Genomic DNA, 13,782 nt, shown 5'->3' on the forward strand with positions numbered 1-13,782 from the left:
TTCCTCAAGCCCTCTGACTACTCACCGGCAACACCTCCCCGGTCATGTACGACGCATAGTCGCTGGCCAAAAACACCATCACATTGGCCACCTCCCACACCTCCGCTGCGCGCCCAAAGGCCTCGCGCTCGCTCAGCTGACGCAGCAGATCTGCCGGCGCCGACTTCTTCAGGAAGTCGTGCAGCGCAATGCTGGGCGCCACCGCGTTGATGCGCACGCCAAACTCGGCGGCCTCCATCGCGCTGCAGCGCGTCAGCGCCATCACGCCGGCCTTGGCCGCGGCGTAGTGCGACTGCTCCTTCTGCGCGCGCCAGCCGAGCACCGAGGCGTTGTTGACGATGGCGCCGCGCCGGCGCGCCTGCATGTGCGGCAACATCGCGCGCGTCATGCGGAAGGTGCCGGTGAGGGAAATATCGATGACGCGCGACCACTCGGCATCGTCCATATCAACTAGGCGCCGCGAGCCGCCCAGTCCGGCGTTGTTGATCAGTACGTCGGTGCCGCCAAGCGCCTCTTCCGCACTCGCCACAAGTGCGCGCACCTGCGCTTCGTCCGAGACATCGCAGAGCTGGCCGTAGACCGCCTGCAGTCCCGTTTCCTCGCGCAGCCGCACTACCGCTTCGTCCAGTCGTTTGGGATGGACGTCGGAGATCATCAGCGCGCGGCAGCCCTCTTCCGCGCAGCGGCGCGCGGCGGCAAAGCCGATGCCGACGCCCGCGGCTGCGGTGATGAGAACGCTCTTGCCGGCGAGCAGCTGGTGGCCGGGCACATAGGCTGGTGCGGCCGGTGCTTCGTAGTTCTGTGTCATGACTGTCCTCTGGCTTCTCGCGGCATGCCGAGCCCGCGTTCGGCGATGATGTTGAGTTGGATTTCGTTGGTGCCCGCGTAGATGGTGTCGGCGCGCGAGAACAGCGCCATCTGCTGCAGGCGCGTGCGGCGCGCGTCGCTGGCGTCAAGCACATTGGCCAGCGGGCCCAGCACATCCAGCGCGAGCTGGCCCAGGTCGCGGTGCCAGTTGGACCAGTAGTACTTGTAGATCAGCGCCTCGCGCTGCAACGCGGTGCCACCGTCCTGGCCCGCTTGCGCCGCGCCAGACAGCATGCGCAGCGCGTTGGCGCGCATCACGCGCAGTCCGGCCCAGGCGCGTGCGATGCGCTGGCGCACCAGCGCATCGCGGCTGCTGCCGTTGTCGCGCGCGGTCTGCGCCACCCACTCGAGCTCATGGGTGAACTGCATCTGCTGGCCGAGCGTGGAGATGCCGCGTTCGAAGCCCAGCAGCGCCATGGCGATGCGCCACCCGTCGCCGGGCTCGCCCAGCACATCGGCGGCCGCGGCGCGCGCGCCGTCGAAGAACACCTCGTTGAACTCGGCGCCGCCGCCCATCTGCCGGATCGGGCGGATCTCGATGCCGGGCTGGTCGAGCGGCAGCATCAGGAAAACCAGCCCCTTGCTGCCGCGCGAGCCAGGCTCGCAGCGCGCCAGCACGAAAATCCAGTCGGAATCGTGCGCGAGCGAAGTCCACACCTTCTGGCCGCTGACCAGCCAGTCGCCGCTGGCGGCATCGCGTACCGCGCGCGTGCGCACATTGGCCAGGTCCGAGCCCGCGCCGGGTTCCGAATAGCCCTGGCACCAGAACGTGGTGCCGTTGCGGATGCCGGGCAGCAGGCGCGCCTTCTGGTCATCGGTGCCGAAAGCGATCAACGTCGGGCCGATCAGGCCTTCGCCGATATGGCCCATGCGGCCTGGGCCGCCGGCACGCGCGTATTCCTCATGGAAAATCACCTGCTGCATCACCGGCAGGTCACGCCCGCCCTGCGCGCGCGGCCAGCCGAGGCCGGTCCAGCCGCCTTCGGCCAGGCGTTGTTCCCAGGCCTTGCGCAGCTCGGGAAAGGCATCCTCGTCGCCGGGACCGCCGCGGTGTTTCAGGCAGGCGAATTCGCCGGCCAGGTTGGTGGCCATCCATTGGGCCACCTCGGCGCGGAATGCCGACTCTTCATGCGCGCTCATGCTGTCCTCCAGTCTTGCGAGCCGCTATCGGCGTATCGACGAAATCGGCCAGGTAGGCGAGCGCGGCACCCGCGCCGCCCAGCCAGTGGCTGGCGGCCTGCGCGCGCTTGAAATAGAGCTGGGGGTCGTATTCCCAGGTGAAGCCGACGCCGCCATGCAGCTGGATGGCCTCCTGCGCGCCGAAGCGCAGCGCTTCGTCGGCCGCGACCGCGGCGGCGGCGATTTCAATCCGGGCATCAGCCTTGTCAGCGGCTTCCCATGCGTGCGCCGCGCCGTACACTGCCGAGCGCGCCGCCTCGACCAGCACCATCATCTGCGCGCAGCGGTGCTTGACCGCCTGGAACGAGGCGATGGCGCGGCCGAACTGGACGCGCTCCGACGCATAGGCAACGGTCAGGTCCAGGCATTGCTGGGCCGCGCCGAGCTGCTCCGCAGCGAGCATCAGCTTGCCGTGCCACCAGGCTTGCGCCAGGCCTCGCGCCGCGGCGTCGCCGCGTGCGAGGCAGGCGTCTGCGCGCACCTTCAGCCCGTCGAGCCGCAGCGATGCGATGGGCCGCGTGCGGTCAAGCGTATCGAGCGATATCAGCGAAACGCGCGCTGCATCGGTCAGCGCAGCGGACTCCAGCAGGAACAGGGCGGGCTCGCCGCCATCGAGCCTGGCGGGCACCAGCAGCCAGTCTGCACCGACGGCGTCATGCACCTGCGCGGCGCTGCCATGCAGCACGAAGCCATCCGCGTGCGCCTGTGCGGTGATCGCGACATCGCCGTACTGCCAGCCGCCATCGGCCGGCCATACCGCTGCGGCGTGGCACTTGCCCGTGGCCAACCGTTCCAGCCAGCGCGCACTGTTGCGCTCTCCCAGCGCAGCCTGCAGCCACGGCGCGGCGATACAGGCCGTGGACCAGAACGGCACGCACGCCAGGCGCTGTCCGAGCTGCTCCTGAAGCAGCGCCAGACCGGGCGCGCCGAGGCCGGCCCCGCCGACGGCTTCAGGCAGCGCGATGCCGCACCAGCCGAGTTCGGCGGCGATGGCCCGCCACAGCGCGTCATCATGCGCCGCGCCCGCCTCTGTCACGCGCCGCACGGCCGCCGTATCGCTATGCGTGGCGAGGTAGTCGCGCGCGCTGTCGCGGACCATCTGGAGTTCGACGGAGTTGGAAGCATCCATGGCCGTCCGCGCTCAGCTGCCGTAGACCGGTTGCGGCGGCTCGGCCTGCGCCAGCAGGCCCGCGACCGCCGCGCCGACTTCCGCCGGCTGCCAGCGTGCGCCCTTGTCGGCCTTCGGCCCCGTGCGCCAGCCGTCGGCCATCGACACCATGCCGCCGGCCGCCTCGAACATGCGCCCCGTGACCTGCGCCGAATCCGCGCTGCCGAGCCACACCACGAGCGGCGCGACGTTGGCCGGATCGTAGTAGTCGAAGCCGCCCTCCGGCGCCTTCATCATCTCGGCGAAGACCTGCTCGGTCATGCCGGTGCGCGCGGCCGGCGCCAGCGCGTTGGCGGTAATGCCGTAGCGGCCCAGTTCGGCTGCCTGCACCAGCGTCAGCGCGGCAATGCCCGCCTTGGCCGTCGCATAGTTGGACTGCCCGACCGAGCCTTGCAGGCCTGCGCCGGAACTGGTGTTGATGATGCGCGCGTCGACGGCGCGCCCGGCCTTGGCCGCGTCGCGCCAGCGTTTGGCCAGCAGGTTGGCCAGGCAGAAGTGGCCGCGCAGGTGGACGCGCATCACCTCGTCCCAGTCGGCCTCCGTCAGGCTGAGGAACATGCGGTCGCGGCAGATGCCGGCGTTGTTGACCAGCACATGTACCTCGCCAAAGGCCTCGACCGCGGCATCGACGATGCGCTGTACGGTGGCCAGTTGCGTAATGTCGTCATCGCTCGCCAGCGCAGTGCCGCCGGCCGCGCGGACTTCCGCGCAGACCGCCTCGGCCGCCTCGCGCCGGATGTCGTTGACAACGACATTGGCGCCCTCGGCGCCGAACGCCAGCGCATACGCGCGGCCCAGCCCGCCGCCGGCGCCGGTGATGATGACGGTGCGTCCGTCGCAGATTCCCATGGCGCTCTCCTTACAGCCGTTCGATGATGGTGACGTTGGCCAGGCCGCCGCCTTCGCACATGGTCTGCAGGCCATAGCGGCCACCGGTGCGTTCGAGTTCATGCAGCAGCGTGGTCATCAGGCGTGCGCCGGTGGCGCCGAGCGGGTGGCCCAGCGCGATGGCGCCGCCGTTGGGGTTGGTGCGCCCGGGCGCGTAGCCGGTCTCGGCCAGCCACGCCATCGCCACCGAGGCAAAGGCCTCGTTGATCTCGACCACGTCGATGTCCGACAGGCGCAGGCCGCTGCGTTCCAGCGCCCGTTTCGTTGCCGGAATCGGCGCGGTCAGCATCCACAGCGGGTCGTCGCCCAGCACGCTCATATGCGCGATGCGGGCACGCGGCTTGAGCTGGTAGCGCTTGAGCGCATCCTCCGAGACGATCAGCAGCGCGGCCGCCGCGTCGGCAGTCTGGCTGGACACCGCCGCAGTCAGCGCACTGCCCGGCATCAGCGGTTCCAGCGTGGCCATCTTCGCCAGCGTGGTATCGGGGCGCGGCGTCTCGTCCTTCGTCACGCCTTCGCACGGCACGATCTCGCGCGTGAAGCGGCCGCCCTCGATCGCCGCGGCCGCGCGCTGGTGGCTTTCCAGCGCATAGGCTTCCATGGCCTCGCGCGACAGCTTCCAGTGGTCGGCAATGCGCTGCGCGGCGTGGAACTGCGATACCGGCGCAGCGCCGAAGCGCGCCTGCCAGCCCTTGCTGCCCGAGAACGGGTCGGCAAACCCGAGCGCCTGCCCGGCCAGCATCGCCGACGAGATCGGGATCTGCGTCATGGTCTGCACGCCGCCGGCGATCACCACGTCCTGCGTGCCGCTCATCACCGCCTGCGCAGCAAAATGCACGGCCTGCTGCGACGAGCCGCACTGGCGGTCCACGGTCACGCCAGGCACGGTCAGCGGCAGGCCGGCGGCCAGCCATGCGCTGCGCGCGATATTGCCGGCCAGCGGGCCGATGGTGTCGACACAGCCGAACACCACGTCGTCGTAGTCCTCTGCCGGAATGCCGTTGCGGCGCACCAGCTCGGCCAGCACGAAGCCGCCCAGGTCGGCCCCGTGCATGTGCGACAGTCCGCCCTTGCGGCGCCCGGTGGGCGTGCGCAGGGCATCAACGATATAGGCGTCTTTCATGTTCATTGCTCTCTTTGGATTCAGGCGAAGGTCGCTCCGGCGCCGATGTCATGTGCGCCATCGAGGATGTGCGCGCCCACGCGTGCCTTGTGGAAAGCGCGGTCTCCCCAGCTTCCCGCCAGCGCCCAGGCCCGCTTGGTGAAGATCTGCAGGTCCAGTTCCCAGGTGTAGCCCATGGCGCCATGCACCTGGATCGCCTGGCGCGCCGCGGTCCATGCGCAGCGCGCAGCCGCTACACGGGCATGCGAAACGTGCAGGCCCGCATCGGGCAGGCCATGCGCCAGCGCGGCGGCGGCGCGCAGCAGCACCGGCTTGGCGAATTCAAGCTGGATTGCCACATCGGCCAGCAGGTGCTTGACCGCCTGGTAGGCGCCGATGGCCTTGCCGAACTGCTTGCGCTGCGCGCTGTAGTCGATCGCAAGGTCGAGCATGCGCTGCGTCAGGCCGAGCTGCTGCGCGGCCACGCCGAGCGAGCCGCGGTTCAGTGCGGAGTCCCACAGGTTGGCGCCGGTCGGAATCAGCTCGGTCTCCGTAGTCGGTATCCATGCCAGCTCGAACAGGCGGCGTGAAGGATCGAGTCCCGTGCGCGGCGTCAGCGTGGCCTGTTCCGGCCCAAGCAAGTGCACCGCGTCTTCATGGGCGCACAGGATGGCGTCGGCAACATGCGCATCGGCGACCAACCGTTCTTGCGGATGCGCTACCGCCACGCGGGCATCGCCCGTGGCGATGCGTTCCAGCAGCGAGGCGCAGCGTTCGCGCGCCGCCGCGTTTGGCGCAATGGCCAGCGCATCGCGCAGCAATCCTGCTGCGACCAGTGCCGTATCCAGTAACGGCTCCGGCAGCGCGAAATAGCCGCACGCCTGCGCCAGCGGCGCCCATTCCAGCTCGCCCAGCGCCAGTCCGCCTTGGTCCTGGGGCACCATCAGGCCCGTCAGCCCCTGGTCGGCAAGCTGGCGCCACAGCGCGTCGGAGCGGCCCGTATCGGTGTTCCAGAGTTCACGCGTCAGTTCCGGCGTCATCTCCGTCATCAGGAAGCGCCGGATCGCCTCGGCGAACTGTTCCTGGTCTTCGGTCAGTGTGAAATCCATGGTGTTTTCCCCGGGTGCCCGGATGTGTCGCTATGCGCGCGGCATGCCGAGCAGGCGCTCGGCGACGATATTGCGCTGGATCTCGTTGGTGCCCGCATAGATCGGCCCCGCCTGCGAAAACAGGAATCCGTCCAGCCAGTGCCCGAGCGAACCCGGCGGCTGGCCTGCGGGCGCGACTTCCGCTGCCTGCCCGAGAATGGCCAGCGCGGTGTCGTGCATATGGATGTCCAGCTCGGACCAGAACACCTTGTTCGTGCTCGACTCCGCGCCGATATGACCACCGCGCACCAGCCTGCTCGCGGTGGCGTAGGTGGACAGCGTGTAGGCCTCGGCGTCCATCCATGCCCGCAGCACCGCGTCGCGCAGCGAGGGGTCGCGGTCCGCCGCCTCGCGGTTGTCCTGGTACAGCCGGACCAGCGCACGCGCGGTTTCCTGGAAGCGCGCCGGCGAGCGCAGCATCAGGCCGCGTTCGAATCCGGCCGTGGCCATGGCCACCTGCCAGCCCGCACCTTCGGCGGCCAGGCGGTTCTCCACCGGCACGCGCACGTCGTCAAAGAAGATCTCGGCAAAGCCGGTCTGGCCGTTGAGCTGGCGGATCGGCCGCACGGTGATGCCCGGCGTATTCAACGGCACCAATACGAAGGTCAACCCATGGTGGCGCGTCGACGCCGGATCGGTGCGGAACAGCCCGAACAGCCAGTCCGCCCACACCGCGCGCGTCGACCAGATTTTCTGGCCGTTGATCACATAGTCATCGCCGTCGCGGACCGCGCTACAGCGGATCGCGGCCATGTCGGAACCGGCGTTCGGCTCGGACCAGCCCTGCGCCCAGATATGCTCGCCCGAGGCCATGCGCGGCAGGAAGCGCGCCTTCTGCGCGTCGGTGCCGAATTCCATCAGCGTCGGGCCGAGCAGGAAGATGCCATTCTGGTTGACGCGCATCGGAGCGCCGGCACGCCAGTACTCTTCCTCAAAGATCAGCCACTCGATCAGGTCGCAACCGCGCCCGCCCAGTTCCGCCGGCCACGTGACCATGCTCCAACGGCCCTGGTTGAGCGAGGCTTCCCAGGCGCGGTGCTGCGCAAAGCCTTCCTCGGTATCGAAGCTGGCCAGCGGCGTGCGCGGCACGTGCGCGGCCATCCAGTCGCGCACCTCGGCGCGGAACGCGCGCTGGGCGTCGGTGTATTCAAGCTGCATCGCGCGCCCCCTGTGCGAAGCTGGCCTCGCGGCCTTCGACAAAGGCCGCGCGCGCCTCGCCGGAATCCGCGCTCATATAGGCCTGCAGCGTGAAGCCCTGTTCCCAGCGGTATTTGTCCTCCAGGTTGCCGTCTTCCACGCCGTTGAGCGCTTCCTTGGCAAGCTGCAGCATGGCCGGGCTCTTGGCCGCGATCTGGCGGGCCAGCGTCATGGCGGCGTCGCGCAGTTCGACTCGGGGCACCACGCGCTCGACTGCGCCGAGGCGGTAAGCTTCGGCGGCATCGATCATCTCGCCGGTGAAATACATCGCCCGGACCCTCTGCACGCCAAACATGCGCTGCAGGTGCGCGCCGCCGCCCATGGCGCCCCGGTCGATCTCCGGCACGCCAAAGCGCGCGCACGCCGACGCGACGATGATGTCCGCCGCGCCGCAGATGCCGATGCCGCCGCCGAGCACGAAGCCGTGCACGGCCACGATGACCGGCTTGCGATTGCGGTGCACGGCGCGGAAGGTGGCGTAGTTGCCGGCATTGACGTCGACAATGCGCTCCGGATGCGCCGACAGCTCCTTGATATCGACACCCGCGCAGAAGCCGCGGCCTTCGCCGCGCAGCACGATCACACGCACGGCGGGGTCGGTGCCGAGACGGTCGATGGCGGCGGCCAGCGCGTGCCAGCCGGCGTTATCGAGTGCGTTGACGGGCGGGTGGTCGATCACCAGTTCGGCTATGCCGTCGGCGGTGTCGATGCGGAAAGGCGCAGTCTTGTGGTTCATGTATTGGTGTCCTCTGTCTGTGGATCAGGCTGCTGCAGCCAGCCCCGCCCCCGCCAGCAACGCAAGCCGTGCCTGCGCCTGCGCGGCAATGCCGGCTACGATCTGCTCGCACGATTCGATCGCGCCGATGGCGGCCGCCGCCTGGCCGCTCGGCAGCACCCCTTCATCCGGGCACCCCTCCACCATCGCGCGCTGGATCAGCACCGGCGCATTGGCAGCCATCAGCGTCTGCGCCGCGCTGTAGTCCTGTTCGCGCATGGCGCGCCAGGCGGTGGCCAGCATCTGCCCACTGCGCATGCCGGTGCGTGCCTGCCACTTGCGCGCGGCCGCCAGCGCCAGCCATGTGCGCCGCCACGGGCCGGCCTTCTCCAGTTCGAGCAGCAAGGGGTTGTCGATCATCCGCTGCGGCAACCCGTCGATGGCCAGCGACACGCGGATATGGCCCGGGTCGCGCACCTTGACGTAGCGCTCCAGCGTCTGCACCGGCACCGGCGATTCGGCCGACATCAGGAAGCGCGTGCCCATGGCCACACCGGCCGCGCCGTAGGCCAGCGCCGCGGCCAGTCCGCGGCCATCGTAGAAGCCGCCCGCCGCCACCACCGGCACGTCGACGCTGTCCAGCACCTGCGGCAGCAGCAAGGTCGTCGGCGTGCCGCCGGTATGCCCGCCACCCTCGCCGCCTTGCACCGTGACCACATCCGCGCCCAGTTCGACGGCCTTGGCCGCGTGCTTGGCCGCTCCGACAGTCGGCATGCAAACGATGCCCGCCGCCTTGAGCCGGCCGACCATCTTCGCGTCCGGCCCACGGCCGTAGCTGACCGCGCGCAGCCGGTGGCGGATCGCCATCTCGATGACTTCATCCGCGTTGGGCTGGAACATGTGGAAGTTGATCCCGAACGGCCGGTCGCTTAGCTCTCTCACACGCAAGATCTCGCGTTCGACCTCGCCGGGCGCGATCGTTGCGCCGGCCAGGAAGCCGAACGCACCGGCGTTGCCGCTGGCCGCGACGAGCTTCGCGTCCGCCACCCAGCCCATCGCGGTCTGCACGATCGGATAGCGGCAGCCCAGCAGGTCGCACAGCACCGTGTGCAGGCTCGCGTTGCTCATGCCTTGTCCTCGCTGCCGGTGCGTTGCGACGCCGCCATCGCCCGCGCGTCATAGCCGCCCAGCTTGTCGCCGCTGACCAGCTCGTTGTGCACATGGGCGAAGTGGTGCCAGGCAAAGACCGCATCCATGGCCGTGCGCTTGCCCTGCAGGTCTTCCACGTGATTGATCGCCTGCTTGGTCAGCGTGAGCCCCAGGCGCGGCATCTGCGCGACCTTGGCGGCCATGCCGTACGCGGTCTCCTCCAGCGCCTCGCGCGGCACCACGCGGTTGACCATGCCCATGCGTTCGGCGCGCTCGGCGCCCATGCGATCGCCCATGAACAGGAATTCCTTGGCGATGCGCGGGTGCAGTTCGTAGGGATGCGCGAAATACTCCACGCCGGGAATGCCCATGCGCACCACCGGATCGGCAAAGAAGGCATCATCCGAGGCAACGATGAGGTCGCACACCCAGGCCAGCATCAGCCCGCCCGCCACGCAAGCGCCATGCACCATCGCGATGGTCGGCTTCGGCAGCTCGCGCCAGCGCCGGCACATGCCCAGGTAGACCTCCTGCTCGCGTGCATAAAGGAACTCGCCGCCGGGCTTGTTGACGTGGTCGTACCAGAGCGAGGCGCGCTCGAACGACTCGTTGATGTCGCGCCCCGGCGTGCCGATATCGTGCCCGGCCGAGAAATGCTTGCCGGCGCCGCGCAGCACGATCACCTTCACCGCGTCGTCACAGGCGGCGCGCCGGTAGGCTTCGTCCAGCGCATAAGTCATCTTCGAGTTCTGCGCGTTGTGGTACTGCGGCCGGTTCATGGTCACGGTGGCGATACCGTCCGCGACGCTGTAGAGCACCTCGGCGTTGGGACCAAGGGCGACGGCTTCCGTGGGTTCGATGGCTGGCGTGGTCATGTCGGTCTCAGGCGCGTCCGGAGGGATTGCCGCGCACGATGGTGGCGCGCAGGTTGTGCGGATCGAGCAGCGCGATCAGCCGCAGTGCTTCCGCCGTCGGCGGGGCCGTCTCCGGCAAGGCGTCGGCGGTGGCATTGGCCAGCGCAAAGCCGGTGGCTGCCTGCACCTGGTCCAGGCTCACGCCGGGGTGCAGCGAGCGCACGCGGATGGCATGGTCAGGGCCGCCGAAGTCCATCACGCACAGGTCGGTGACAATCACGCGCAGGTCGACGAAGCTGCGCATGCCTTCGATCTGGCGCGCCGGGTTGTAGCCAGCGCTGCACACCATATCGACTTCGCCGCCGACAAAGGCGCGCGTACTGTGCGCAGGCACGAAGAAGGAATTGGCGTGGTGGATGCTGTTGCCCGGGAAGCCGCGCGCGCCCAGCAACTGGGTCTTCGGCTGCGCATGCGTGCCGCCCAGGCACGAGATATTGGCCTGCCCGAAGCGGTCGATCTGCGTGGGCATCACCAGCGCGTGGCGCTTGCCGCTCCACAGGCAGTCGAACACGCGCGAATAGCCCATCCAGCCGCTGGCTCGCATCTTGTAGCCGGGCTCGCGCGGCCCCAGCGGCACGGGCGTTTCGACCAGGTAGGCTTCGCCGTCGGTCATCATCAGGCCCGGGTTGTGCGCAAGCCGCGCCAGCCCGGCGGCGATGCGCGGGCCGGTGCCGATGCCGGTGGCCAGCACCTCGCCATCGTCGGTCCAGGCGCGCGCGGCGGCGGCGATCATCAGCTCCGCGCGGGTGAATTCATAAGTGGCGCTCACGGTCGCTCCTTGGTTGGCGGATTCAAACGGCGGGTTCAAAGGACTGGCAGCGGCAGGTCATGCACGTGGCCGAGGCCGCCGATGCGCGCCAGGTACGCCGCCTCGCTCGCGCCCACCACTGCATCGCGATAGGCGCGGAAGCCGTCCTCCGCTTCGGCACTGGCGCAGTACGCCTTGAGCGCAGGCAGGTCCCAGCCATATGCGGGGGCGCACGAAGTCGGATGCGCACCGGCCGGCGCGTGCACCACGCCCGTCACCAGCGAACGCTCGAACGGGTTGTTGCGGGCGTGCGCCAGGTCTTCCTCTTCAAGCCGCGAATGCAGCGTTTCGCAGCTCACATAGCAGCGCTTCGCGGCGCGTGCGAACCATTCATCGAAGAACGGATCGGGACCGTCGATGCGGGTGTTGCCCAGCACGTCGCTCTCGTTCACGTGCAGCAGCGCCGCGTCGAGCGGGATGGCCGGCATCGCCACCAGCACTTCCCCGTCGGCATAGGGCGAACGCACGGTTTTCAGCTGCGGGTTCTTCGTGAGCACGTCCGTGCCCAGCGCCGTGCGCGTCGGCAGGAACGGCAGCCGTGCCGCCGCCGCGCGCAGGCCGAGCTGCAGCATGCCTTCGTCAAGTTCGGTCACCTCCAGCAGGCCCCGCTCGCGCGCCTGGCGGAAGTACGGCTCCAGCGGAATCACGTCGAGCGAGACGAACCCGAACACCAGCCGGCGCACCTTGCCGGCCGCGCACAGCATTCCCACTTCCGGGCCGCCGTAGGCCACCACGGTCAGGTCTTTCAGCGGCGAGCGCAGGATCTCGCGCACCAGCGCCATCGGCTTGCGGCGTGGGCCCCAGCCGCCGATGCCGATGGTCATGCCATCGGCGAGCTGCCCGACCACATCGGCCGCGCTCAGGGTCTTGTCGATTGTCTTGTTCATAGCGGTGTCGCGCTGATTCGCGCTCTTTAGCGGTATCCGATGCTGAAGTCGTGTCCCCACAGGCTGACGCGCGTGGCTTCGTAGGCGGCGTGGCGGCCCCAGTCCACCACCAGCCCGCCGTGGCCGTACTCGAGGTCGAAGCCGCCGGGGGTCTTCATGTAGAACGAGGTCATGCGGTCGTTGCAGTGCTGGCCCAGCGTGGCGGACAGCTTCACGCCGTGCTGCTGCACGCGATCGAGCGCGCGGCCCACCTCGGACATGTCCGGCACCTCGGCCATCACGTGGATGCAGCCGGCCTCGGACGGCATCTCGAAGATCGCCAGGCTATGGTGGCGGCCGTTGGCGCAGTGCAGGAAATGGATGCGCTTCTCGGGCTCGTTGGGATCGCTGGTAAAGCGCACGCGGAAGATGTCGGACAGGCCAAAGCCCATCACGTCGCGCAGGAAGGCGTAGGTCTCGTCAAAAGCCGGCGCTGGCAGAACGGCATGGCCAGCGCCCATCGGGTCGGTGATGAAGCCTGGCACGCCGACTGGCGAAACAAAGCGCAGGAAGTCCGAACGCATGCCCCAAGAGATCTCGTGGCGGTTGCCCGACGGATCGGTGAACCAGGCCATCGCCTGCACGCGGCGCTGCGCCACTTCCGCCGCAGTGGCGTGGACGACTTCCACGCTGGCCTGGCGCAGCGTATCGAGCGCGTGCCGGTAGGCCAGCTCGTCGGCGAGTTCCCACCCGGATGCCAGGTAGCGGTCGCGCGCGCCCGGCACCACCAGGTAGCGGTAGTCGCGCTCGTCCATCTTCACGTACAGGGCACCGCCGGGGGCGCCGGCGCAGCTCATGCCGAGCACCTGCTCCGCATACTGCCGCCATTGCCCCAGGTCGGTGGACTCGACCACGATGTAGCCAAGCGCACGGATATCCAACATGCGGGTCTCCTCAGGTTCGTTGCCACTGCTGGCTGATGAGACCTATTCTTCCGTGCACGGCTAGCCGGCACATCGTCCAGTGGGACTAGCCGATCCGGTGCCGCATTCAGGCGCTGGCGGGGCGGACGATGTACTGGCTGGTGGGGACCACGTCGATCTTGTCGAAGTCGATGAAGCGCTGGCAGCTCTCCATCATGGCCTGCAGGTTGCGCTGGAATTTGTCTTCGTTGCCCACGGCGTCGAAGAACGCGTGCGGGTCCGTCATCGCCGCGTCGGGGAAGCATTCCTCGACGATCGCGTCGTAAGGCGGCGCGGCATAGGTAAGCGGGCGCACCACCACGTTCTGCACGTAGAGGAAGTTGTCCTGGGTTTCGACCGCCACCTGCGTATGGTGGTTGTGCCACGTGTCCAGCCATGCCTGTGGCGTCAGGCGCGGCGGCCGCGTCAGGAAGGCCAGCTGCGCAAAGCCGGGCGTACGCTCGCCCGGCGCCACCGGGAAGCGCGTATTGCGGATTGGCTGCGACTCCGTGACGAGGTAGCCGGCCATGCGGCCGGTCGCGGCCTCGACCGCCTGGTCGAATGGCCGGCGCAGGTGATTGACGGCGCTGTCCAGCCAGACCGAGACCAGCCCGTCCATCTGCGGGCGGGTGCTGGTCTGGCGCAGGCCCGCGGCAGGCACTACGGCGTCATCCGCCACGTTGACCTGCAGTCCCCGCGCACCCAGCGCCGTCAGCTTGTCCGCGAGTGTCGTGCGCAGCCGGCGCGCAAATTCCGCCGGCTCGGTGCGCGCATCGCGCCAGACGATATAAATGACTTTCTCCATGCTCCACGCTCCCT

General features: G+C 68.9%; 14 protein-coding genes. All 14 read right to left on the reverse strand.

Features of this window, described 5'->3' with window-relative positions; translation table 11 throughout:
• Positions 1–4: 4 nt before the first annotated feature.
• The 14 genes from ACIGJB_RS25425 to ACIGJB_RS25490 all read right to left on the reverse strand — a co-directional run bounded on the left by ACIGJB_RS25425 (position 5) and on the right by ACIGJB_RS25490 (position 13,768).
• Positions 5–808: an SDR family oxidoreductase gene (locus ACIGJB_RS25425; RefSeq protein WP_483732745.1), complete on the reverse strand. Its 804-nt coding sequence runs from the start codon at positions 806–808 to the stop codon at positions 5–7.
• Positions 805–2,007, reverse strand: a complete 1,203-nt coding sequence (locus ACIGJB_RS25430) for an acyl-CoA dehydrogenase family protein (protein ID WP_483732746.1) — start codon at positions 2,005–2,007, stop codon at positions 805–807. Before ACIGJB_RS25430 ends, ACIGJB_RS25425 begins: the two co-directional genes overlap by 4 nt.
• Complete coding sequence (locus tag ACIGJB_RS25435) at positions 1,994–3,175, reverse strand: acyl-CoA dehydrogenase family protein (protein WP_483732747.1); 1,182 nt, start codon at positions 3,173–3,175, stop codon at positions 1,994–1,996. Before ACIGJB_RS25435 ends, ACIGJB_RS25430 begins: the two co-directional genes overlap by 14 nt.
• 12 nt (positions 3,176–3,187) lie before the next feature.
• Complete coding sequence (locus ACIGJB_RS25440; RefSeq protein WP_483732748.1) at positions 3,188–4,063, reverse strand: SDR family oxidoreductase; 876 nt, start codon at positions 4,061–4,063, stop codon at positions 3,188–3,190.
• A gap of 10 nt (positions 4,064–4,073) precedes the next feature.
• Entirely contained in the window at positions 4,074–5,225 is a 1,152-nt protein-coding gene (locus tag ACIGJB_RS25445; protein ID WP_483734659.1) for an acetyl-CoA C-acetyltransferase, read from the reverse strand.
• Positions 5,226–5,245: 20 nt separating this feature from the next.
• Complete coding sequence (locus ACIGJB_RS25450) at positions 5,246–6,313, reverse strand: acyl-CoA dehydrogenase family protein (RefSeq protein WP_483732749.1); 1,068 nt, start codon at positions 6,311–6,313, stop codon at positions 5,246–5,248.
• 30 nt (positions 6,314–6,343) lie between these two features.
• Positions 6,344–7,510: an acyl-CoA dehydrogenase family protein gene (locus ACIGJB_RS25455; RefSeq protein WP_483732750.1), complete on the reverse strand. Its 1,167-nt coding sequence runs from the start codon at positions 7,508–7,510 to the stop codon at positions 6,344–6,346.
• Entirely contained in the window at positions 7,500–8,285 is a 786-nt protein-coding gene (locus tag ACIGJB_RS25460) for an enoyl-CoA hydratase family protein (protein WP_483732751.1), read from the reverse strand. The genes ACIGJB_RS25455 and ACIGJB_RS25460 overlap by 11 nt, the downstream gene beginning before the upstream one ends.
• A gap of 24 nt (positions 8,286–8,309) precedes the next feature.
• On the reverse strand, positions 8,310–9,392 hold the full coding sequence (locus tag ACIGJB_RS25465) for an NAD(P)H-dependent flavin oxidoreductase (RefSeq protein WP_483732752.1): 1,083 nt from the start codon (positions 9,390–9,392) through the stop codon (positions 8,310–8,312).
• Positions 9,389–10,288, reverse strand: coding sequence for an enoyl-CoA hydratase (locus tag ACIGJB_RS25470; protein ID WP_483732753.1), 900 nt, complete (start codon positions 10,286–10,288; stop codon positions 9,389–9,391). Before ACIGJB_RS25470 ends, ACIGJB_RS25465 begins: the two co-directional genes overlap by 4 nt.
• Before the next feature lie 7 nt (positions 10,289–10,295).
• Positions 10,296–11,096, reverse strand: coding sequence for a CoA-transferase subunit beta (locus tag ACIGJB_RS25475; RefSeq protein ID WP_483732754.1), 801 nt, complete (start codon positions 11,094–11,096; stop codon positions 10,296–10,298).
• Positions 11,097–11,131: 35 nt separating this feature from the next.
• Positions 11,132–12,022, reverse strand: a complete 891-nt coding sequence (locus ACIGJB_RS25480) for a CoA transferase subunit A (protein WP_483732755.1) — start codon at positions 12,020–12,022, stop codon at positions 11,132–11,134.
• 26 nt (positions 12,023–12,048) lie between these two features.
• Positions 12,049–12,945, reverse strand: a complete 897-nt coding sequence (locus tag ACIGJB_RS25485; protein WP_483732756.1) for a VOC family protein — start codon at positions 12,943–12,945, stop codon at positions 12,049–12,051.
• A 106-nt stretch (positions 12,946–13,051) separates the two neighbouring features.
• Positions 13,052–13,768 carry an EthD domain-containing protein gene (locus ACIGJB_RS25490; protein ID WP_483734660.1) on the reverse strand — a complete coding sequence of 239 codons (717 nt, stop codon included), beginning with the start codon at positions 13,766–13,768 and terminating at the stop codon, positions 13,052–13,054.
• Positions 13,769–13,782 lie beyond the last annotated feature (14 nt).

The organism is Cupriavidus sp. C2SS-8b (genome assembly GCF_057073745.1).

What these genes read in the sequence shown, in the direction of transcription:
- ACIGJB_RS25450 (WP_483732749.1), bottom strand. Translation starts at nt 6,313, where the DNA reads ATGGATTTCACACTGACCGAAGACCAGGAACAGTTCGCCGAGGCGATC.
- ACIGJB_RS25445 (WP_483734659.1), bottom strand. Translation starts at nt 5,225, where the DNA reads ATGAAAGACGCCTATATCGTTGATGCCCTGCGCACGCCCACCGGGCGC.
- ACIGJB_RS25460 (WP_483732751.1), bottom strand. Translation starts at nt 8,285, where the DNA reads ATGAACCACAAGACTGCGCCTTTCCGCATCGACACCGCCGACGGCATA.
- ACIGJB_RS25485 (WP_483732756.1), bottom strand. Translation starts at nt 12,945, where the DNA reads ATGTTGGATATCCGTGCGCTTGGCTACATCGTGGTCGAGTCCACCGAC.
- ACIGJB_RS25440 (WP_483732748.1), bottom strand. Translation starts at nt 4,063, where the DNA reads ATGGGAATCTGCGACGGACGCACCGTCATCATCACCGGCGCCGGCGGC.
- ACIGJB_RS25470 (WP_483732753.1), bottom strand. Translation starts at nt 10,288, where the DNA reads ATGACCACGCCAGCCATCGAACCCACGGAAGCCGTCGCCCTTGGTCCC.
- ACIGJB_RS25465 (WP_483732752.1), bottom strand. Translation starts at nt 9,392, where the DNA reads ATGAGCAACGCGAGCCTGCACACGGTGCTGTGCGACCTGCTGGGCTGC.
- ACIGJB_RS25435 (WP_483732747.1), bottom strand. Translation starts at nt 3,175, where the DNA reads ATGGATGCTTCCAACTCCGTCGAACTCCAGATGGTCCGCGACAGCGCG.
- ACIGJB_RS25455 (WP_483732750.1), bottom strand. Translation starts at nt 7,510, where the DNA reads ATGCAGCTTGAATACACCGACGCCCAGCGCGCGTTCCGCGCCGAGGTG.
- ACIGJB_RS25430 (WP_483732746.1), bottom strand. Translation starts at nt 2,007, where the DNA reads ATGAGCGCGCATGAAGAGTCGGCATTCCGCGCCGAGGTGGCCCAATGG.
- ACIGJB_RS25490 (WP_483734660.1), bottom strand. Translation starts at nt 13,768, where the DNA reads ATGGAGAAAGTCATTTATATCGTCTGGCGCGATGCGCGCACCGAGCCG.
- ACIGJB_RS25425 (WP_483732745.1), bottom strand. Translation starts at nt 808, where the DNA reads ATGACACAGAACTACGAAGCACCGGCCGCACCAGCCTATGTGCCCGGC.
- ACIGJB_RS25480 (WP_483732755.1), bottom strand. Translation starts at nt 12,022, where the DNA reads ATGAACAAGACAATCGACAAGACCCTGAGCGCGGCCGATGTGGTCGGG.